Origin of the sequence: Burkholderia sp. Bp9090, from assembly GCF_003857985.1 — a bacterium.
Taxonomy (GTDB): domain Bacteria; phylum Pseudomonadota; class Gammaproteobacteria; order Burkholderiales; family Burkholderiaceae; genus Burkholderia.
In genome coordinates, this window is the sequence record NZ_QTPV01000002.1 from 283,610 (window position 1) to 303,224 (window position 19,615).

Annotated in this window: 17 protein-coding genes; 11 read left to right on the forward strand and 6 right to left on the reverse strand. The window is 65.0% G+C overall.

Annotated elements, in window-relative coordinates; translation table 11 throughout:
- Nucleotides 1–38 precede the first annotated feature (38 nt).
- Entirely contained in the window at nucleotides 39–974 is a 936-nt protein-coding gene (locus DIE16_RS03010) for a LysR family transcriptional regulator (protein WP_124891757.1), read from the reverse strand.
- Between the two features lie 188 nt (nucleotides 975–1,162).
- On the opposite strand from DIE16_RS03010, the gene DIE16_RS03015 reads away from it, so the two are divergent.
- Nucleotides 1,163–2,701: an MFS transporter gene (locus DIE16_RS03015; RefSeq protein ID WP_124891758.1), complete on the forward strand. Its 1,539-nt coding sequence runs from the start codon at nucleotides 1,163–1,165 to the stop codon at nucleotides 2,699–2,701.
- A gap of 176 nt (nucleotides 2,702–2,877) precedes the next feature.
- On the opposite strand, the gene DIE16_RS03020 is transcribed toward DIE16_RS03015, so the two are convergent.
- Nucleotides 2,878–3,459: an HD domain-containing protein gene (locus tag DIE16_RS03020; RefSeq protein WP_124485288.1), complete on the reverse strand. Its 582-nt coding sequence runs from the start codon at nucleotides 3,457–3,459 to the stop codon at nucleotides 2,878–2,880.
- A 109-nt stretch (nucleotides 3,460–3,568) separates the two neighbouring features.
- Entirely contained in the window at nucleotides 3,569–4,126 is a 558-nt protein-coding gene (locus tag DIE16_RS03025) for a helix-turn-helix transcriptional regulator (protein ID WP_044846911.1), read from the reverse strand.
- A gap of 545 nt (nucleotides 4,127–4,671) precedes the next feature.
- On the opposite strand from DIE16_RS03025, the gene DIE16_RS03030 reads away from it, so the two are divergent.
- Complete coding sequence (locus DIE16_RS03030) at nucleotides 4,672–6,075, forward strand: HdeD family acid-resistance protein (RefSeq protein ID WP_124891759.1); 1,404 nt, start codon at nucleotides 4,672–4,674, stop codon at nucleotides 6,073–6,075.
- A gap of 416 nt (nucleotides 6,076–6,491) precedes the next feature.
- Nucleotides 6,492–7,223 (forward strand): ribonuclease T2, encoded by a 732-nt coding sequence (locus DIE16_RS03035; RefSeq protein WP_124485291.1) that lies wholly within the window; start codon nucleotides 6,492–6,494, stop codon nucleotides 7,221–7,223.
- A 79-nt stretch (nucleotides 7,224–7,302) separates the two neighbouring features.
- Here the strand turns inward: DIE16_RS03035 and DIE16_RS03040 are convergent, their stop codons facing one another.
- Entirely contained in the window at nucleotides 7,303–7,938 is a 636-nt protein-coding gene (locus DIE16_RS03040; RefSeq protein WP_044846894.1) for an isochorismatase family cysteine hydrolase, read from the reverse strand.
- 256 nt (nucleotides 7,939–8,194) lie between these two features.
- On the opposite strand from DIE16_RS03040, the gene DIE16_RS03045 reads away from it, so the two are divergent.
- From DIE16_RS03045 to DIE16_RS03075, 7 genes are all read left to right on the forward strand, one after another.
- Complete coding sequence (locus DIE16_RS03045; RefSeq protein ID WP_185733798.1) at nucleotides 8,195–8,821, forward strand: bifunctional 2-polyprenyl-6-hydroxyphenol methylase/3-demethylubiquinol 3-O-methyltransferase UbiG; 627 nt, start codon at nucleotides 8,195–8,197, stop codon at nucleotides 8,819–8,821.
- A gap of 218 nt (nucleotides 8,822–9,039) precedes the next feature.
- A complete protein-coding gene (locus DIE16_RS03050) occupies nucleotides 9,040–9,993 on the forward strand; it encodes a LysR family transcriptional regulator (RefSeq protein ID WP_124485294.1) in 954 nt (317 codons plus the stop codon).
- A 63-nt stretch (nucleotides 9,994–10,056) separates the two neighbouring features.
- Complete coding sequence (gene tcuA, locus DIE16_RS03055) at nucleotides 10,057–11,466, forward strand: FAD-dependent tricarballylate dehydrogenase TcuA (protein WP_124891760.1); 1,410 nt, start codon at nucleotides 10,057–10,059, stop codon at nucleotides 11,464–11,466.
- Nucleotides 11,453–12,667 carry a tricarballylate utilization 4Fe-4S protein TcuB gene (gene tcuB, locus DIE16_RS03060; protein ID WP_124891761.1) on the forward strand — a complete coding sequence of 405 codons (1,215 nt, stop codon included), beginning with the start codon at nucleotides 11,453–11,455 and terminating at the stop codon, nucleotides 12,665–12,667. The genes tcuA and tcuB overlap by 14 nt, the downstream gene beginning before the upstream one ends.
- A gap of 58 nt (nucleotides 12,668–12,725) precedes the next feature.
- On the forward strand, nucleotides 12,726–14,045 hold the full coding sequence (locus tag DIE16_RS03065) for an MFS transporter (protein WP_124891762.1): 1,320 nt from the start codon (nucleotides 12,726–12,728) through the stop codon (nucleotides 14,043–14,045).
- Nucleotides 14,046–14,645: 600 nt separating this feature from the next.
- Entirely contained in the window at nucleotides 14,646–15,029 is a 384-nt protein-coding gene (locus tag DIE16_RS03070) for an ATP-dependent protease (protein WP_124523247.1), read from the forward strand.
- A 472-nt stretch (nucleotides 15,030–15,501) separates the two neighbouring features.
- Nucleotides 15,502–16,062 (forward strand): hypothetical protein, encoded by a 561-nt coding sequence (locus DIE16_RS03075; protein WP_124891763.1) that lies wholly within the window; start codon nucleotides 15,502–15,504, stop codon nucleotides 16,060–16,062.
- Between the two features lie 322 nt (nucleotides 16,063–16,384).
- On the opposite strand, the gene DIE16_RS03080 is transcribed toward DIE16_RS03075, so the two are convergent.
- Both DIE16_RS03080 and DIE16_RS03085 read right to left on the reverse strand, forming a co-directional pair.
- The gene (locus DIE16_RS03080) at nucleotides 16,385–17,386 is read right to left on the reverse strand and encodes an aldo/keto reductase (RefSeq protein ID WP_124891764.1); all 1,002 of its coding nucleotides are present in this window, start codon (nucleotides 17,384–17,386) and stop codon (nucleotides 16,385–16,387) included.
- Between the two features lie 77 nt (nucleotides 17,387–17,463).
- Nucleotides 17,464–18,441, reverse strand: a complete 978-nt coding sequence (locus DIE16_RS03085; protein ID WP_124485301.1) for an oxidoreductase — start codon at nucleotides 18,439–18,441, stop codon at nucleotides 17,464–17,466.
- Nucleotides 18,442–18,593: 152 nt separating this feature from the next.
- Between DIE16_RS03085 and DIE16_RS03090 the strand changes: the two genes are divergently transcribed.
- On the forward strand, nucleotides 18,594–19,475 hold the full coding sequence (locus tag DIE16_RS03090) for an AraC family transcriptional regulator (RefSeq protein WP_124523243.1): 882 nt from the start codon (nucleotides 18,594–18,596) through the stop codon (nucleotides 19,473–19,475).
- The last annotated feature ends 140 nt before the right edge of the window (nucleotides 19,476–19,615 follow it).

Here is a 19,615-nt window from a genome sequence, read left to right on the forward strand (position 1 = left end):
CGCGTGACGGCCCGGCGCGCCCGTGCGGCGCGTCGGTTTCAACCGGTTTTCTTGAGGCTCGCGGGCTCCGGCCGCTCGATCATCGGCGGCACCGCCTGCACGAGCGCGTCGATCACGCAGCGCGTCTTGCGCGGCAGGTAGCGTGTTTTCGGCCAGATCGCGTGAATGTCGCCTTCGCATACGAAGCAGCGATCGAGCACGACGACCATCTCGCCGCGCTTCACGTAATGATCGAGCAGCCAGCTCGGCAGCCACGCGATCCCGAACCCCGATGCGCCGGCCGCCGCGATCGCCTGCACGTCGTCGAAGCTGAGCTGGTGCGGCATGTCGATGCGCACCGTCGAGCCGTCCGGCGCGCGCAGGTCCCACGGCTGCGCGACGCCCGAGCGTGAGTACGCGATCGTCCGGTGGTTCCTCAGATCGTCGAGCGATTGCGGCATCCCGTAGCGCGCGAGATACGACGGCGCGGCGCCGAGGCTTCCGTATTGCGTGCCGAGCCGCCGCACCGCGAGGCTCGTGCTGTCCGCGAGCGAACCGATCCGCACCGCGAGGTCGATGCCTTCCTCGACCAGGTCGACGAAGCGGTCGGTGATCGACACGTCGATCCGCAGGTGCGGATAGGTGCGCGCGAGATCGAGCACGATCGGCGTCACGCAGTGATGCCCGAACGCGAGCGGCACGCTCAGCCGCAGCTTGCCGCGCGCTTCGTTGCGGCCGCAATCGAGATCGGCTTCGGCCGCTTCCAGCTCCGCCAGCGCGCGCAGGCAGCGGTCGTAGTACGCCTGGCCGTCGTCGGTCAGGCTCTGGCTGCGCGTCGTGCGCTGCAGCAGCCGCGCGCCGAGCCGCTTCTCGAGCCGCGCGATCGCCTTGCCGACCGCCGAGCGCGTCATGTCGAGCCGTTCCGCGGCGAGCGCGAAGCTGCCGGATTCCACGACCTGGACGAAGGTCGTTACGCCGTCGAGTTTGTCGGTCATGGCGGGGTGTGCTGGGGTTGCCCTGATTGCGTCCTGTGATTCCCGAGTCCGGGGAAATGGACGCATCAATGGGGAGGGAAATTCTCACTATAGTACCGATTCCCGCGCAGCGTGCGTTGCCGGCCGCACGCGGCGCATCCTTCTCACCTGGAGGCGCACGGCCTGTCGAGGGCCGTCGCGCAATACGCATGACCCTATCCGACTCCCGCAGGAATGCGGTCGCGCTGGCGGCCGTCTGTCTCACGTCACTGATGTTCGGCCTCGAGATCTCGAGCGTGCCGGTGATCCTGCCGACGCTCGAACGCGTGCTGCACGGCGACTTCAACGGCATGCAGTGGATCATGAACGCGTACACGATCGCGTGCACGACGGTGCTGATGGCGGCCGGCACGCTCGCCGACCGGTTCGGCCGCAAGCGCGTGTACGTGATCGGCACCGTGCTGTTCGGCGCGACGTCGCTGCTGTGCGGGCTCGCGCCGAACGTGCCGGTGCTGGTCGCGGGCCGGCTGCTGCAGGGCGCGAGCGGCGGCGCGATGCTGATCTGCCAGATCGCGGTGCTGTCGCATCAGTTCCGCGAAGGGCGCGAGCGTGGCCGCGCGTTCGGGATCTGGGGCATCGTGTTCGGGATCGGCCTCGGCTTCGGGCCGATCGTCGGCGGCGCGATCGTCGCAGCGGCGAGCTGGCCGTGGGTGTTTCTCGTGCATGCGCCGCTCGCGGCCGTCGCGCTCGTGCTGATTTGCGGCGCGGTGCAGGAGTCGCGCGATCCGCATGCGGGCACGCTCGACGTCGCGGGCATCGTCACGCTGTCGCTCGCGGTGCTCGGTCTCGCGTTCTATATCACGCAGAGCGCGGAGCTGGGGCTCACGAGTGCGGCCGGCCTCGGCGTGCTCGGCGCGACCGTGCTCGCGCTGGCCGGCTTCTTCGTCGCGGAGCGCACGAGCGCGCGGCCGATGTTCGACTTCTCCGTGTTCCGGATTCGCGCGTTCACAGGCGCGATCTTCGGCTCGATGGGGATGAACTTCAGCTTCTGGCCGTTCATGATCTACCTGCCGATCTGGTTCCAGGTCGCGCTCGGCTACGACAGCGTGATGGCCGGCCTCGCGCTGCTCGCGTACACGCTGCCGACGCTGGTCGCGCCGCCGTTCGGCGAGCGGTTCGCGCTGCGCTACGGGCCCGGCGTCGTGATTCCGGGCGGCCTGTTTACGATCGCGGCCGGCTTCGCGCTGATGCGGATCGGCAGCGGCATCGAGCACGCGAGCTGGCTCACGATGCTGCCCGGCTGCGTGATCGCCGGCATCGGGCTCGGGCTCACCAACACGCCGGTCACGAACACGACGACGGGCGCGGTGCCGAGTTCGCGGGCCGGGATGGCGTCGGGCATCGACATGAGCGCGCGGATGATCTCGCTCGCGCTGAACATCGCGACGATGGGCTTCGTGCTGGTCGCGGGGATCGTCGCGAGCCTGAAGGCCGGCGTCGCGGGAGCGGTCGATCCGGAGGCGCTGCGCGCGCTGGCGCAGCAGATCGCGTCGGGCCGCACCGACGGGCTGCAGGCGATCGCGCCGGCGCTCGCCAAGGCCGACCCGAACGGTGCGGCGCTGCACGCGGCGCTCGTGCACGGCTTCGGCTGGGTGATGGTGTACGGCGCGGCCGGCGTGGCCGTGCTCGCGACGGCAAGCGCGGTGGCGTTCGCGCCGACGCGGCGGGGGGTGACGGTGTGTGAATGACGCGTGCGCCGCGCGTCGGGTGACGCGTCGTTGCCGTGACGCGGCAACGAGCGCCATCATCGGCCGGTCGCGTTCCTCGCCGCGCGCGGGCATCGCGCCGATTCCCGTCCGTTCAGGTGCGTGCGCATCTTGTGCGATTGCCGCACGCGGTGTGGTGCGCGGCTGGTTCCGCGCGCTTACGCGCCGTCGCCGCGTGTGTCGATCCTGCGTTGCGTGTCCGCGTCGACGATCGCACGGATCGCGTTGAACAGCGGTGCCGCGTCGGTGTAGCGCCGGCCGTAGCCGAGATTGAACGCGTAGTCGAAGTCCGGCGGATTGCTGCCCTGGTTGTGCTGCAGGATCGTCTCGAGCTTGTCGAGTGCCTTCGCGGCGCGCGCTTCCGGTGATGCCGCCGCCTCGTATTCGTCCCACAGTGCGACGATCTCGTCGCGCAGCGCGCGATCGAGCCCGGCCGTCAGCGTCAGCAGGTCGTCGCGTTCGTGCGTGCTCTTGTCCGGATGCGCGGCCTGCTCGATCGCGGGGATGTCGCCGTGCAGCGCTTCGCCGAGATCGTGGACGACGCACAGTTTCAGCAGCTTCGTCGTGTCGACGTCGGGCAGCGCGTCGGCGAACACGAGCGCCATCAGGCACAGCCGCCAGCTGTGCTCGGCCGTGCTTTCGGCGCGCCCGCTGGACGTGTGGCCGCTGCGCAGCACGTCTTTCAGGCGTTCGGCTTCGCGCAGGAAATCGAGCCGCGCGTGGATCGTGTCGAGGTTCATGGCTGGTGGGAATGCTTGGATCGTGCCGTCAAGCGTACGCCGTGCGGCCGCGCTGCGTCCACGCATGAAATATGCGCGCCGCGCTCGTACCCCGCGACCGCCGCGCGTGCTATAGCGTTTCGACGAGGCGCGCGGCGGAGCCGTCCGACAGCGTCATCCGCGTCCATCGGCAGGTGCTGCCGCGGATCGGCACGACGCGCGACGCATTGGCGCCGGTTGCGAATTCGACGCTCGGCGGCCCCGCATGATCGTGCCAGCCGAGCGGGTCGAGCGCGGCTTCCATGCGGACGATCTCCGGCGACGCATAGCGCCACAGCGACGTGCCGAGCAGCGTCGGCAGCGGCCGCGAGAACTCGGCCGCGCGCGACGGCGAGCACGCGAGCAGACGGTGCGTGAGGTCGCACACGAGATGCATGCGCGCCGCGCTGCTCGCGATCAGCCGCGCGAGCGCGTGGTCGCCCGCCGAATCGAGACGCGCGGCAAGCAGCCGCTCGGCCGTCGCGCGCTCGTCCGGCGACATCTGCTGGATGCCGGCTTCCCAGCGCGAGATCGTCGATTGTGCGACGCCGAACAACTCGGCAGCATGGCTCTGCTTCACGCGATGCAGCGTGCGCCAACGCTTGAGTTGCGGGCCGAGCGGCGGGGTGTGAAGCGGTGAGGCGGGCATGTTCGTATTCCGTTCGGGATGCGGGCCGCGCAGGCGCCGCGTTGCGCAATGGATGAATGGGGCCGTCATTTCCGGGATGCCTGGATTACGACGAACCCGATCGGAACGCGCGTCGTCCGCCAAGGGCGGGTGAGCCGTCGGCGGTGATCGGTGTGCGCTGCATCGTGTGATCCAGACCTGCGATCGCCATCGTGACATGCCGAGCTTAGATCGTGTACGGCCGGTCGAGCAACGGTGCGGCCATCCCGGACGGTACGTCGAAACCCTCGGCGGAATAGCAGTCGCAACCCCGCCAATCGCGCCGTCTCTATCGACACGCCGGGCGTCCGGCTCCGCCGGCAATGTTTTCGCCAGGCTTTCAACCGGCTCCGCCATATCTTATTATTCGGCGAAAGCGGAGCACGCCGGCCGTCATTGGACATGTCGATGCATGACGCGCCGGTCAGCATTGCCACCGTCCGACTTCCGCATCGCACGATGCACGATCGGCACGACCGGAGGCGCGTGATCTGCGCGTATCCCGAAAAAATCAATACGAGGGCGCCATGGTACGACTGGTGTTGCTGCTGCTGGGCATCGAATATCTGCGAACGCGCTGGCGTGGACTGACCGTGCTGGGCTGGCTGTGGGTCGTCGCGGGTGTCGGCATCTTCGTCGACGCACTCGACGGCGCGCTGCATTTTCCGATCGAACTGTTCGCGTGGCTGTTCCTGATAGAGGGGCTCGCGACGCTCGCGGTGGCCGGCAGCGGCGTCGGCGGGCAGCGCATCCTGCGCTACGTGAAGGGCATCGCGGTCGTGGTGGCCGCCGCGCTCGTGTTCGCGGGCCATCATCACGGACACTTCCTGCTGTCGATGATCTTCGGCACGCTGTTTCTCGTCGACGGGCTGCTGCAGTGCACGTCCGCGTGGATGGTGCGTTACCGGCGCTGGCACGTCGCATTCGCGTGGGGCGTCGTCGAGATCCTGCTCGCGATCTTCTTCTACCAGCCGTATCCGACTCACTATGTGGGCACCGTGCCGTACTGCCTCGGCTTGCTGCTGATGTTCGGCGGCATGCACATGCTGAGCCTCGCCGCGCGCGTGCGGCGGCTGACGCGCAACCCCGCGTTCGTCACGTCGCCGGCGCCGGCGATCGTGCCTGACATCGATACGGCTGCCGACCTCCCGCGCTTCACGCAATCCGAATGGGACGGCCCGCCGGCCGACCACGAGCACGCGCTGACCGTGCACGTGTGGACGCCGACCGGCACGTCGAAGGCCGAAGCGCAGCGCTATCCGGTGATCGACCGCTACATCGCGGCGGTGGACGTCAACGGCGTGATCTCCACCGGCCATGCGGCGCTGGAGTCGCCCGAGGGTATCTACATCAGCCTGTATCCGGCCGTCGAGATCGATCGTTCTCCCGATGAATTCACGCGGATCCTGCGCGCGACGCGCGAGAACGACGTGCCCGGGCTGTTCCAGCCCGACTATGCGACCGAGTCGAAGGCGTGGTGTCCGTCGACCGTGCGTGTGCGCATTCGCAACTACGATCCGGCGAAGCTGGCCGCGTTCTGGTCGTCGTATCGGCAGACGGTCACGTACAACCTCACGCACCGCAACTGTTCGAGCACCGTGTCGAACGCGCTCGAAGCGGCGCTCGACGGCGCGGTGTGGCGGCTCAAGGGCGCGCGGGCCGGGTGGGGCGCATTCGTGCGGCTGCTGCTCACGCCCGAGCTGTGGGTCGCCGCGCAGATCCGCAAGCGCGCGGTGACGATGGCCTGGACGCCCGGGCTCACGCTCGACTATGCGCGCGCGCTCAGCATGCTCGCCGATCCGCGTCCGTTCGCGTGGTGGAAGGTCGCGCGCTCGGCCGTGCAGGCGATCATCGCGTCGCGCCGCGCGTGGCGCGAGCAGGACAGCGCGGCGATGTCGTCCGGCGGATCGGAGGCCGCGTCGGTGAAATGATCGCGTGGCGCCGGACGAGGGCCGGCGCGTGAGCATCGGCGTGTGACAGATTCTCGCGCTCGAAGGCGCGGATTCGGCCGCGCGTGCGCGCATGCAGCTTGGCAGCAGCGAGCCGTGAGCAGGGGCATGCTGTCCGCGAGTTCGATGCTTTGCCCGTTCCGATCGCGACGCGATAGGGCCTGCCCGGCCGGCAGGCCGTCATCGTGGGGATGCTCCGTTGCAGGGCGAGCCGGCGTCTCCGGCGGAGAAGGGCGCGTATTGGTACCGGTGCCGGCGCTGACAAGGGTGGCGTTCGACTACGAATTCCTTCGTCCACCTTCATATTGATGCCACGTTGCGCGAGCAACAATCGCGGGCAGACATTCGACAACCTTGTGGCGCATCCCGCGACCGCAAGCCTTTTCCGAGGAAACGCCATGCTCAAGACGCTCGCCCGCGCCGCGGCCGCAATCGCCGTCGCATCCGCCTCGCTGCACGCCGTCGCGCAGACCAGCTACGACTACCTGCTGCTCGCTGCTTCGTGGGAACCCGGCTTCTGCGCGTCGCACGACACGCCGGAGTGTACGAACCTCGCCGGCACGTACGCGGCGACGAGCCTGTCGCTGCATGGTCTCTGGCCGAACCGGTACGACGGCAACCAGCCGTTCTACTGCGGCGTGCCGCAGAGCGACGTCGATCTCGACAACGCGCACCAGTGGTGCAGCATGGATGCGTATCCGGTCAGCACCGCGACCCGCAGCACGCTGTCGACCTACATGCCGGGCGTGGCGTCGTGCCTCGACAAGCACGAATGGTTCAAGCACGGCACCTGCTCGAACTCGGCGTCGCCGGATGCGTACTGGAACCAGGCGGCCGGCATGATCAGCCGGCTGGGCAACACGTCGTTCAACGCGTTCCTGCAGGCCAACGCGGGCAAGACGGTGACGCGCAACCAGCTGCTGTCCGCGTTCGAAGGCGCGTTCGGCAGCAATACGCGCAGCGCGGTGTCGCTGAAGTGCACGAAGACCAATGGTGTCAGCTATTTCACGGAAGCGTGGATCGCGGTCAAGACGAACGCGACCACGCAGTTTCCGAGCGCGGCGTCGCTCGTGACGGACGGGAATACGCAGGGGACGTGCCCGACGTCGGGCGTGTATATCGCGAAGTAACGCGCGAAGTCGCGCACGGCGTGATGCGCGAGGCGCCGTCCGGAAGCGTTCCGGCCGGCGTGGCGCGGATATCGTGCGCCTAAGCGAGCAGCCGCAGCGCGTCCGCGAGCGACAGCACCGTCGTGCGCGTCTCGAACGCCGTCGCGAACAGATGCTCGTGCACGACTTCATCCGGGTCGTAGCAGCAGTCCTTCACCGTATACAGCCGGAAATCCGCGTCGCTGGCGTGTGCGACCGACGACAGCACGACGCCGGTCGACGCAATCCCGACCAGGATCAGCGTATCGATACCCCGCGCGATGAGCCGCGCCTGCAGGTCGGTGCGGAAGAACACGCTCGCGCGATGCGCGATAGTCAGCGGCTCGCTGTCTAGCCGGCCGAGCTCCGGGCACGGGCCGTCGTCGACGAACAGGCCGAGTTGCTTGATCCCTTGCCCGTTCTTGTTGCGGGGGCTGACTTCCGGATAGCCGGGGCTGAAGCGGAGATTCGCGAAGCAGACGTGGACACCGCTCGCCCGGGCTGCATCGCACAGCTTGCGCGTATTGGCGAGCAGGGTGGGGGCGACTGACGGAAAGAGGCCGAGGATGTCGGTCTGGTAGTGCATCACGATCAGCGCGGTTTGTGCCGGAACGATCGAGGGTATCGGCGCGTGCGTGCCGCCTTCCGCACCTGCATGGCGAGTCGTTGCGAGATCTGAAGCGTGTTCCGGTTGCATGACTGATGCTCTCCCATGAGTCACTTCGGTGTTTTCAGAAAATCGACCGCACCGTATACGTCGTCAACCATTCCGGCGCGAGCGTGTTGGAACTCCGGCAATATAAACCGACATTTCATCCTGGTGCAGATCGAGCGGGCGAGTGCGGTGCCGCCCTGGACGACCGGGTTCGTTCAGCTCTGGACATCGGGTCGGCGATACTGAAATGCCGGCAATCTGGCAAACTTCGCGAAACACCGACATTTGGAGAACGGTGGTGTCCATCAATGTACGCGGCACCGAAGGCTACGCGGAGCATGCACATTCGCTCATCGAGCAATGGCAGGACATCTCGTTCGAGGAACATCATCAGCCCATCCTGCATCTCGTTCCCGCGCGCCCGTCTTGCATTCTCGATGTTGGAGCCGGTATCGGAACCGATGCGGCTGCATTCGCGGCGATGGGGCATTCGGTCGTAGCCGTCGAACCGGTGGATGCGTTGCGCGTTGCGGGAATCAGGCGGCATTCGTCTCCTCGGATCGAATGGCTGGACGATAGCCTGCCAGATCTCGCGATTTTGCGTACGAGGCGAAAGGAATTTGACTTCGTGATGCTGTCGGCGGTCTGGATGCACCTTGATGAAGACGAGCGTCGTCGGGCGATGCCGAACGTCAGCGCTCTCCTGTGCGACGGCGCGGTGCTGGTCGTGTCCTTGCGTTACGGACCGGTTCCGGAAGGACGACGGATGTTCGACGTCTCAGCGGAAGAAACCATGCAGCTCGCAAATGCTCATGGCTTGCGCAATGTGCTGAATGTCCAGACCGAATCCGTACAGCGTGGAAATCGGCGTGCGGGTGTGATGTGGAGCCGATTGGCATTCGTCAAAAGCGGCACGCGGGGTTAGCTTCGGTCGAAGCTCGAGCCAGGGTGGCTTCGGTAAGCGCGTATGGAGCGATCAGCGCCTGTTCTCGAAGAGAGCGGTGGCAGTAAGGGGTTGGTCTCTGCCGGATATGTGCGACTGCTGCAGAGACGCACGTGCTGTAAAGATCCAACCTCGACACTGAGGATTACCCGACGACGTTCTGTCAAAATAGCCGCCCAATCCTTCTGATCGAGCGCGGAATGGAACTCAGACAACTACGCTATTTTCTCAGTGTCGTCGAACACGGAAGCATGGGCAAGGCAGCGCTGGAACTCGGCGTGGTGACCTCGGCACTGAGTCAGCAGATCAGCCGCCTCGAAGGCGAACTGTCCACGCGTTTGCTGCAACGCACCTCGGCGGGCGTCGTTCCGACCGATGCAGGTTTGGCGTTCTGGCGTCAGGCGCAACTCGCGCTGCGTCATATCGACGATGCCGCGCTTGCCGCACGCTCGGCCCGTCTGTCGGGCCATGTCAGCGTCGGCATGGCGCCGAGCACGGCGAGCGTGCTGGGTGTCGCATTCATGCAGGCCATGCGCTCGCGCTATCCCGATGTACGGTTGCACATGGTCGAAAGTCTCTCCGGCTATCTTGCGTCCATGTTGAGCGCGCGTCAGATCGATCTCGCCGTGCTGTTCCGTGAGGAGTCCGCGCAACGCTGGAGCGTGCTGCCGCTGCTGGACGAGCGGCTGTTCCTGATCGGCGCGGGCGATCTCGATGGCATGCCGACGAGCGCATCCGTCCGGCTGAAAAATCTCGGCAGGCTTCCGCTGATTCTCCCCAGCGGCACGCACGGGCTGCGTTCGCTGCTGTTATCGGCGTTCAGGCGCGCCGAGTACGAGCCGAACATCGTCGCCGAAGTCGACGGCCTTGCGCTCCTGATGGACTTCGTCCGCACCGGCATCGGCGCGACGATACAACCGGGCGCGGCGCTCGCAAGGCCCGAGAACGTGATATTGACGAGCGTGCCCGTCGCTGAAAAATATGCCACGCGGCCCAACATGCTCGCCAGCATCTCCGATGACGAACTGTCTCCCGCCGGTCTTGCTGCGCGCGTGGTGCTTGCCGATGTCGCCCGTCGACTGGTGCAGGAAGGCCGCTGGCCCGGTGCGCGGCTGCGGGAGCCTCAGCCTTCACAGAAAGTGAAGACCCGTTGACGGCTGGCTGGTAGCGACGCGGGCACGAGACCTTTACGATTTGTCCAAAAGGAGGCAAGTCTGATGGTCGATGTGCTCGTAATCGGAGGAGGCAATGCCGCGCTGTGTGCCGCATTGATGGCGCGCGAAGCGGGCGCCTCGGTCCTGCTTCTCGAATCCGCGCCGCGCGAATGGCGCGGCGGCAACTCGCAACACACGCGCAATCTGCGCTGCATGCACGATGCGCCGCAAGACGTTCTCGTCGACGCCTATCCGGAAGAGGAATTCTGGCAGGACCTGTTGAAAGTCACCGGCGGTATCACGAACGAGCATCTCGCGCGGCTGACGATCCGCGCGTCGTCGTCGTGCCGGCCGTGGATGCAGAAGCATGGGGTGCGCTTCCAGCCGCCGCTGTCCGGTGCGCTGCACGTGGCACGCACCAACGCGTTCTTCATGGGCGGCGGCAAGGCGCTCGTCAACGCGTATTACCGCAGCGCCGAAGCGCTCGGCGTCGATATCCGCTATGAAACGCCCGTCGATTCGCTTGAACTCGACGGCAGTCTCTTCATCGCGGCGCGCAGCGGCAGCCAGCGCTTCGAGGCGCGCGCTTGCGTGCTGGCGGCAGGCGGTTTTGAATCGAATCGCGAATGGCTGCGCGAAGCGTGGGGGCAAAACGAGCGCGGCGAATGGCCCGCCGACAACTTCCTGATTCGCGGCACGCGCTTCAACAAGGGCGTGCTCATCAAGCATATGGCCGACGCTGGCGCGGACATGATTGGCGACCCGTCCCAGTCGCATTGCGTCGCCATCGATGCGCGCGCGCCGCTGTATGACGGCGGCATCTGCACACGCATCGACTGCGTGTCGCTGGGCGTCGTGGTGAATCGTGACGCCGAGCGCTTCTACGACGAAGGCGAGGATTTCTGGCCGAAGCGCTATGCAATCTGGGGACGGCTCGTTGCGCATCAGCCGGGGCAGATCGGCTATTCGATCATCGACTCGAAAGCAATCGGCCGCTTCATGCCGCCGGTGTTTCCGGGCGAACAGGCCGACACGCTGCCGGAACTTGCGCGCAAGCTCGGGCTGCCGGAAGCGCGCTTCATGGAAACGCTCACGCGCTACAACGATGCGTGCCGCGACGGCACCTTCGACCACACCGCACTCGACGACTGCCACACCGAAGGCATCGCGCCGCCCAAGACGCACTGGGCGCGCCGCATCGAGACGCCGCCGTTCTACGGTTATGCGTTGCGGCCAGGCATCACGTTCACGTATCTCGGACTCAAGACCAATGACCGCGCGCAGGTTCACTTCGGCGGCAACGCCAGTGAAAACCTGTTCGTCGCCGGCGAAATGATGGCCGGCAACGTGCTCGGCAAGGGCTATACGGCGGGCGTCGGCATGTCGATCGGCACGGCCTTCGGGCGCATTGCCGGGACGCAGGCCGCACGCGCCGCGCTCAAGACAACGGAGGCAACCAGTGCAGCAGTCTGACCCGCTCGCGCCCGAACGCACGCGCACGGCGTGCTCGGTCGATACGAAAAAAGCTCCACACGGCAGCACGGCGCGCGTGATCCCCATCGTACACATGAGCGCCGGCGAAACCGAAGTGGCACGGCAGATGCAGATCTGCAACGCCTGCCGCTATTGTGAAGGCTTCTGTGCCGTGTTCCCGGCCATGACGCGCCGCCTGGAATTCGGCAAGGCGGACGTCAACTATCTGGCGAATCTCTGCCACAACTGCGGCGCGTGCTATCACGCGTGCCAATACGCGCCGCCGCACGAATTCGGCGTGAACGTGCCGAAAGCGATGGCCGAAGTCCGGCTCGAAACCTACACCGAATACGCGTTTCCTGCGTCGTTCGGCGCGCTGTACAAGCGAAACGGCCTGACATTGTCGGTTGCACTGGCGGCCGGAATCGCGCTGTTTCTGCTGCTCGGTACGGCATTGCGGGGCGGCTTGTCGGGCGATGTCGCGCCAGCGAACTTCTACGCGATCTTCCCGCACGGCCTGCTCGCGGCGATGTTCGGCATCGTTTTCCTGTTCGCCATTCTTGCGCTCGGTCTCGGCGTCACGCGCTTCTGGCGCGACGTGTCGGCAGGAACGGCGAGCGCGAGCGCGCCAGCCGTCGCGGAAGCGGCCAGGAACGCGCTGACGCTCAAGTACCTGGACGGCGGCCACGGCGACGGCTGCAACGAAGAGGACGATGCCTTCACGCTGGCGCGGCGTCGTTTCCATCACCTGACGTTCTACGGCTTCATGCTGTGCTTTGCGGCAACCGCGGTCGCGACGCTCTATCACTATGCATTCGGTCTGGAAGCGCCGTATCCGTTTCTGAGCGTGCCGGTGCTGATGGGAACGGCGGGCGGCATCGGGCTGATTGCGGGGCCGGCGGGACTGCTGTGGCTGAACCTGAAACGCGTTCCGGAGCGGGGCGATCCCCGTCAGCGTCCGATGGACCGCGGCTTCATCGCGCTCCTGCTTCTGACGAGCGCATCCGGTCTCGCGCTGCTCGCGCTCCGCACGACCTCCGCGATGCCGTTGCTGCTCGCGATTCATCTCGGCATCGTGATGGCGCTGTTCGCCACGCTGCCTTACGGCAAGTTCGCGCACGGCATCTTCCGCTCGGCGGCATTGCTCAAATCGTCGATAGAGAAGCGGCAACGCAATACGCTGAGCCTCGGTTCGGATTAGCAAGTCACTAGGGTGCGCCTTGGGCGCCCATCATCATAGACAAGAAGCAGGAGACGCAATGAACCGCACAGAATCGATCGCTGCCACGCCCGGCATTTCGCCCATGACGAGGGCCGCCGCCGTGTTGCGCGTGACCAGCGGCAATTTCATCGAACAGTTCGATTTCTTTCTGTTCGGCTTCTACGCGACATCGATCGCGAAGATCTTTTTCCCGTCCACCAGCGAGTTCGCCTCGCTGATGCTCACCTTCGCCGTGTTCGGCGCGGGCTTTCTGATGCGTCCGCTCGGCGCGATCTTTCTCGGCGCGTATATCGACAAGGTCGGGCGACGCACCGGGCTGATCGTTACGCTGTCGATCATGGCGAGCGGCACCGTTCTGATTGCCTGCGTGCCGGGGTATGCGACCATCGGCCTGGTCGCGCCGGCACTCGTGCTGCTCGGGCGTCTGTTGCAGGGCTTCTCGGCGGGCGCGGAACTGGGCGGCGTGTCGGTCTATCTCGCGGAAATGGCGACGCCCGGCAACAAGGGTTTTTACACGAGTTGGCAGTCGGCGAGCCAGCAGGTCGCCATCGTCGTGGCGGCGGCCATCGGTTACGGATTGAACCAGTGGCTGTCCGCGCAGCAGATCGCTGCATGGGGGTGGCGCGTGCCGTTCTTCATCGGCTGTGCGATCGTGCCGTTCCTGTTCGTGCTGCGCCGCTCGCTGCAGGAGACCGCGGCGTTCGAAGCGCGGCGGCATCATCCGCAGGCGCGCGAGATTTTTGCGATGCTGCTCGGCAATTGGCGCACCGTCATCGGCGGCATGCTGCTGACGGCGATGACTACCACCACCTTCTATCTCATCACCGTGTATACGCCGACCTTCGGGAAGTCGGTGCTGAAGCTGTCCACCTCCGACAGCCTGATGGTGACGCTGCTCGTGGCTGCGTCGAATTTCGTCTGGTTGCCGATCGGCGGCGCGATCTCCGACCGCATTGGCCGCAAACCACTGTTGCTCGCCATTTCCGCGCTGACGATCTTCACGGCTTATCCGGCGCTGTCCTGGCTCGCCGATGCACCGAGCTTCGCGCGCATGCTGATCGTGCTGCTGTGGTTCTCGTTCTTCTTCGGCATGTATAACGGCGCGATGGTCGCCGCGCTCACCGAAGTGATGCCGGTCGAAGTGCGCGTCGCGGGCTTCTCGCTGGCGTTCAGTCTCGCGACGGCGCTGTTCGGCGGCTTTACGCCGGCCGTATCGACGTATCTGATTCAGGTCTTGCATGACAAGGCCGCACCCGGCTACTGGCTGAGCTTCGCCGCGCTCTGCGGCTTTTGCGCGACGCTCGGGCTGTACCGTCGCCGCGCGGGCGGCAACGCGTCGGCGGCATCGTCGGCCTGAGGGCGATTACGGCGGCGCGTTTCCGTCACCCCGGCTTCGCGCCGGGCTTGCGCTTTTTCAGCGGCGACAAGAGGGGCGATGCGGTCCGGCTTGCGCAGCAGCGCAGGCCACTCCGCTTTGCCGCAGGAGCGGCGGGTCTGTGGTTGACAGGCTCGTGTGTCCGGCGCGCAGATCATGGGCCGAAGGCTATTCGACTGACCGACGAGTGGGCTTTTCGGCAAGGGGAGCGGATTCAACCGGCAACGGACCGCCGGGGAGGTATCCAACGGCGTTCGATTCGGCCATTACGAGTCATGCACGACCGGCACCCGCATTGGCGCTTGAGTACCGGAGTGACGCCTGCGGCGATACGCTCGAAACTTGTTCCGCGATTTGCCGCGCCCGGTTGCTTTCTTCACTGTGCTCGCAATGCGGCAAAATGAGTGTCCTGTTGCCGGGCGGCCCCGATGAGTGGCGCACTGGAAGGCGTGCCCCCCGTTCACGGTGCCTTTGCTCCGGTCGACCGGTGGCGCGAGGCGGTGTGTTGCGCCGTCCGGATTCGAGGCACCTGCCCGGGTGCGGCCCGTGCGATGATGTGCCATGACCGACATGAGAGATGGAATGACGACTACCTTCGACGAGGCGACAACGGCGGCAATCGCCGCGTTTGCGCAATTGGATTTCTACACGGCTGTGCAAGCGATGCGCGCCGAGGCTGATTACGACCGCGAACTGGACCAATGGATCTCGCGCTATATCGACGAGCACGGCGGCGGCGCGGACGATGCCGCATACGACGCCCTGCACGCGCAGGCGCAGGCAACCCCGGAATATGCGCAGTTCGTCGATGCGGTTCGCCGGGAAATCCTGGAATACTTCGGCGTGACCGACGATCAACTGGACTGGATGGTCGTGCTGCGCAATGACGACAGCGATGAGCTTTGGGCGGAAGTCAACCGGCAGCGCAGCGCGCTGGGAACCGGTGAAGTGCGCGGAGATCTCTGATCATTGCTTGCCGTTGGGGGCGCAGGTCGGGCTGGGTGCTGGAGTCAGGTCAGTCACGTGGTGCGCCCGGCTTTCGGTCGCTGCAATCGATCCGCGGAGGGAGGACAAGCGATCGGATGTTCGGAGCGAGTGACCGTTGTGCTCAGCGGACGGCGGATATTCGATCGGGAGATCGAGGCTAACGCGCATTGGCCCGGGACGAACTGCGGAACACGAGTCGTCAAGCAAGCGCTTGACGGTGACGTTCGCACGCACCTCTAGGAACGGAAGCTCTCCAGCGCGTGCTGACCGTCGCACAAGAGGCGCACCTCTGGGCGGGCTGCATTGCTGCCATCGAACGGGTCGAATCAATCGAGAACACCGCTCGGCTGGAGTCGCGAGAAAAGGCGGTATATATCAGGAAATAATCGCACGGCGAGGATGATCGTTCGCTATGCTGCCTGCGACAACGCACCTACTCCAGCCGATATACATGAGCACGACTGCGCGGACCATTCTCAAAGCCATTCTGAGCATCCCCATTGCCTTTGGGCTCGCCTATCCCCTTATCCATCCCGCTGAAGGCGGAGGCGTTCTCGGCGAAATGGAGATGCTTGGGCCGATCGGTGGCATCGTCGTCATCGCGGTTTTCCTGGCGCTGGTCTATGCCTACGCGAGCGACCTCAGGACCACCCTGAAATCGGTCAACCGAGGATCGCGTGCGGCCGAACCCAACAGCGTCTGGCTCATGTTCCTCTTGCCATACAACTTCATCGAGGACTTCTTCATTATTTCCAACGTCGCGAAGTCCCTGGAAGCGGAGTCTCGTATCAATCCGGCTCTGTCGGGTTTGCGCTCGTTCGGCCGGATCAGCGGCATCGGGTGGTGTCTTGCCCAGGTTCTTTCGCTAATACCCAATACCATTGGCACCGTCGCCGGCGGAGTTGCGGTTCTCCTCTGGATTTGGCACTGGGTGTTTGTGCGCCGAGCCAACAGGATGCTCGCCGGCAGTCAGGTCTCCGTGGCTGCTCTACCTGGACGAACAGAATCGTAGCCCTCGTTGGAAGCCGGATCGCGTACCGCACCGCTTTCGGCGAATAGGATGGGCGGGAGTCGTGGTGCACGGCGGGGAGTTACGAAGCAAACCCGCTCCCGAGAACAAGAGTTATGCATCTTTCAAACTTGCGCGAAATCGCAAGATGTCCGACAGGCCACAGCTCGTATACGTCGTGGCGTGGCCCCTGGTTACTTACGTCGTGTTGACCACAGTCTGGCTGAGGCGCGCGCCTTCAAGGCCGGAGTCTGCCGGATCAAAACCTGTCAACGTCGATCACTGCCTGCGCAAACGCTCGCGGCGCCTCCTGCGAGTTGCTGTCCTAATGACCAAGTGTGGCCATCATTCCGGACGAATAGCGCTCGCCAGCTGCAGCGCCGAACGGAGCGGCCGCATCCAGGGCGTTCATCTCGTCCCGGGTCAGCGTGATATCGACGGCGGCGACGTTCTCTTCGAGATACCTGATGCGTCGCGTTCCCGGAATGGGCACCGTTCCGGTACTCGTCACCCATGCAAGGGCGAGCTGAGACGGCATGACGCCCTTTGCTTCAGCGATCTCGGTGATGCGGTCGACCAACAGTAGATTGGACTGGAGGTTCTCTCCCAGGAAGCGCGGATCGAACCGGCGGAAGTCGGTCGGATGCAGGTTATCCAGATGCTTCAGCGCACCGGTCAAGAAGCCTCGGCCGAGCGGCGAGTAGGAGACAAAACCGATTCCCAGCTCTCGGACGGTCGCCAGCACATCGTTGTGCTCGACGCCACGCTCGAACAGCGAATATTCCATTTGGACGGCCGTGAGCGGATGAACCGCGTGGGCTTTCCGGATCGTCTTTGCCGATGCCTCGGAAAGGCCGAGGTAGCGGATCTTGCCTTCGTGCACGAGGTCGGCTAGCGCGCCGATCGTCACTTCGATCGGCGTTGCCGGATCGATGCGATGCAGGTAGACGAGGTCGATGACGTCGGTCCTCAGGCGTCGCAGCGATCCTTCGACCGACTTTCGGATATGCGACGGATCGCCCGTGACCAAGGGCTTCTCACCTTCCATGGCGAGCTTGCCGTGCTCGGTGTAGCGAAATCCTGCCTTGGTCGACAGGATGACCTTGTCGCGCTTGCCTATGAAGGCCTTGCCGAGAAGCTCCTCGTTCATGAATGGGCCGTAGACCTCCGCCGTATCAAAGAACGTCACACCGAGGTCGAGGGCGCGCATGAGGGTTGCAAGGCTTTCGTGCTCGTCGCTGGGCCCGTAGGTAGTGCTCATACCCATGCACCCAAGGCCTTGCGCGCTGACCGCCATGCCTTGGCTTCCGAGTGATACCGTTCGCATGTTTTTTCTCCTGGCTACGTTGCCATAGTGGTTGGTGATAAGGCGCGATTGGTTGTCCCGAGTCGCATCGAATTTGCTCAATCCAGCGTCACGCCCGTCAGTTGTTCGCTGAGCTGCCACAAACGGCCGGCGGAGACGGGGTCGATGGCACGGGGCCTGACGCCGTGCATTTCAGGGCTCCCGTCGCTGGGAAGCGCGATGGCGATGTCGCAATCGGCGCAGTAGACGCCGCCCATGCCGGCTAGTTGAGGGCTCGTCGCGCACCACACGGAGGTGGCCGCCCCCTGTTCGGGCGTCTTCTTGTTGTTTTCCGGATCAATGACCGGCTTGCCCTCGGCATCGAAGATCCGGCTCGCTTCGATCTCGGAGGGCAGCATGTGGCGCGCTAGCGGGGTGGCAATGCCACCGGGATGGACGGCGAATGCGCGCACGTTCCAGTGCCGGCCGATTGAATCCAGCGCGACGGCGAACAAGGCGTTCGCGGTTTTGGCCTGGCCGTAGGCTATCCATCGGTCGTACTCACGACGCTCGAAATGAGGGTCGCGAAAATCGATGCCGGCGCGGCGATGTCCGTAGGAGCTGAGCGCTACGACGCGAGCCCCCTCCGCGCGCACGAGTGCGGGCCATAGCCGGCAGGTGAGTTGGAAATGGCCGAGGTGGTTGGCCGCGAACTGCATTTCGTAGCCGCGCGCATCGCGTGTCAGCGGTGCGGCCATGACTCCAGCGTTGTTGACAAGAATGTCCAGCGTGTCCGTCAGCGACAGTACGCGACTGGCGAATCTGTCTATCGCTGCAGGCTCCAGCAAGTCCATCGCTTCCACGATGACGTCAGGCATGGTCGCGAGGGCTGCTTTGGCCTGGGCTGTATCGCGGGCCGGCACGATGACCCTGGCGCCTGCGGAACGAAATGCACGGACGGTCTCGATTCCGATACCTGAAGCGCCGCCGGTTACCACGACGGTCTTGCCCGTAAGATTGATGCCACGGATCACCTCGTCGGCGGTCGAGGCGGGGCCGAAGCCTGAACCGATTGGTTTTTGAGGCGTGTGCGTCATACGGTTTCCTCGTTCAATTCTGCGTTTGGGACGCTCCATTGAATCGCAGCGACCGTTCGCGGCGGTAGCGCAATGCCGCCAATCTCTTGCACAATCCTGTCAATTGATGTTTCCGGAGCGGGTGCAATGCCCTGAGGTGTTTGGAGGCAGGCTTGGACCACTTGTACGAACTTCGCGCGCTGGTCGAGCGCCATGGCGGGGAAGGCCCGACTGAAACCGCCGTTGGCGGGCTGACGCTTTATGTCGAGACGGATCTTTCGGTGGTCACCTATGTGGTCCACCGGCCGGTTTTGGCCCTAATCCTCGGAGGGGCAAAGCGGACGGTGCTCGGAGGCCGGCTATTCGACATCGTGCCGGGCGACTACGTAGCCGTGTCCGTGGACCTGCCTGCGACAGGGCAGGTCACCCAGGCGCCATACTCCGCCGTCACGCTGGACCTGGACTTGGGCATGCTCGCGAGCTTGATCGCCGAGCCAATGGCGCCACAGGGCGGCGCCGCCGGCGTGGAGGTCAACCACGCCGGGCCCGATTTGCTTGATGCGATGTGGAGATTGGTCAGGTTGCTCGACCGGCCGGAGGACATTGCAGTCCTTGCGCCCATGATCCGGCGCGAGGTGTTCTGGCGGATTCTGCAAAGCCCGTGTGGCCCCATGGTCCGCCAGATTGCCATGGCGGACAGCCGCCTCTCGCAGGTGAGTCGTGCCATCACATGGCTGCGCACCAATTTTTCGGAGTCGGTGCGGGTCGAACGCCTGGCCGCGTTGGCAGGGATGAGCCCAGTATCTTTCCACCGCCATTTCAAGGCGGCAACCGCCATGAGCCCGCTTCAATATCAAAAGCAAATCCGCCTCCAGACCGCTCGCGCCCGGCTTTTAGCGCAACAAGGAGATGTCGCAGGCGTCGGCTTTAGCGTGGGCTATGAAAGCCCGAGTCAATTCAGCCGTGAATATGCACGCCAATTCGGAGTGTCTCCCGCGCGTGACATGGCCCGTTTCCACGGGGCAGGAGAGCGCGCCCATTGCGTTGCAGACTAGCGATGCCGTTTCTCTCGTTCGACTTTCCCCCACGGGGCGTGCGGCCCGCAACGGACACCCGTCAATAATCAAATTTGCAACGTATGGAATGACGGTCCGCGGATTCCAACAATGCGGCGCGACCTTCGCCGTCGGACCGG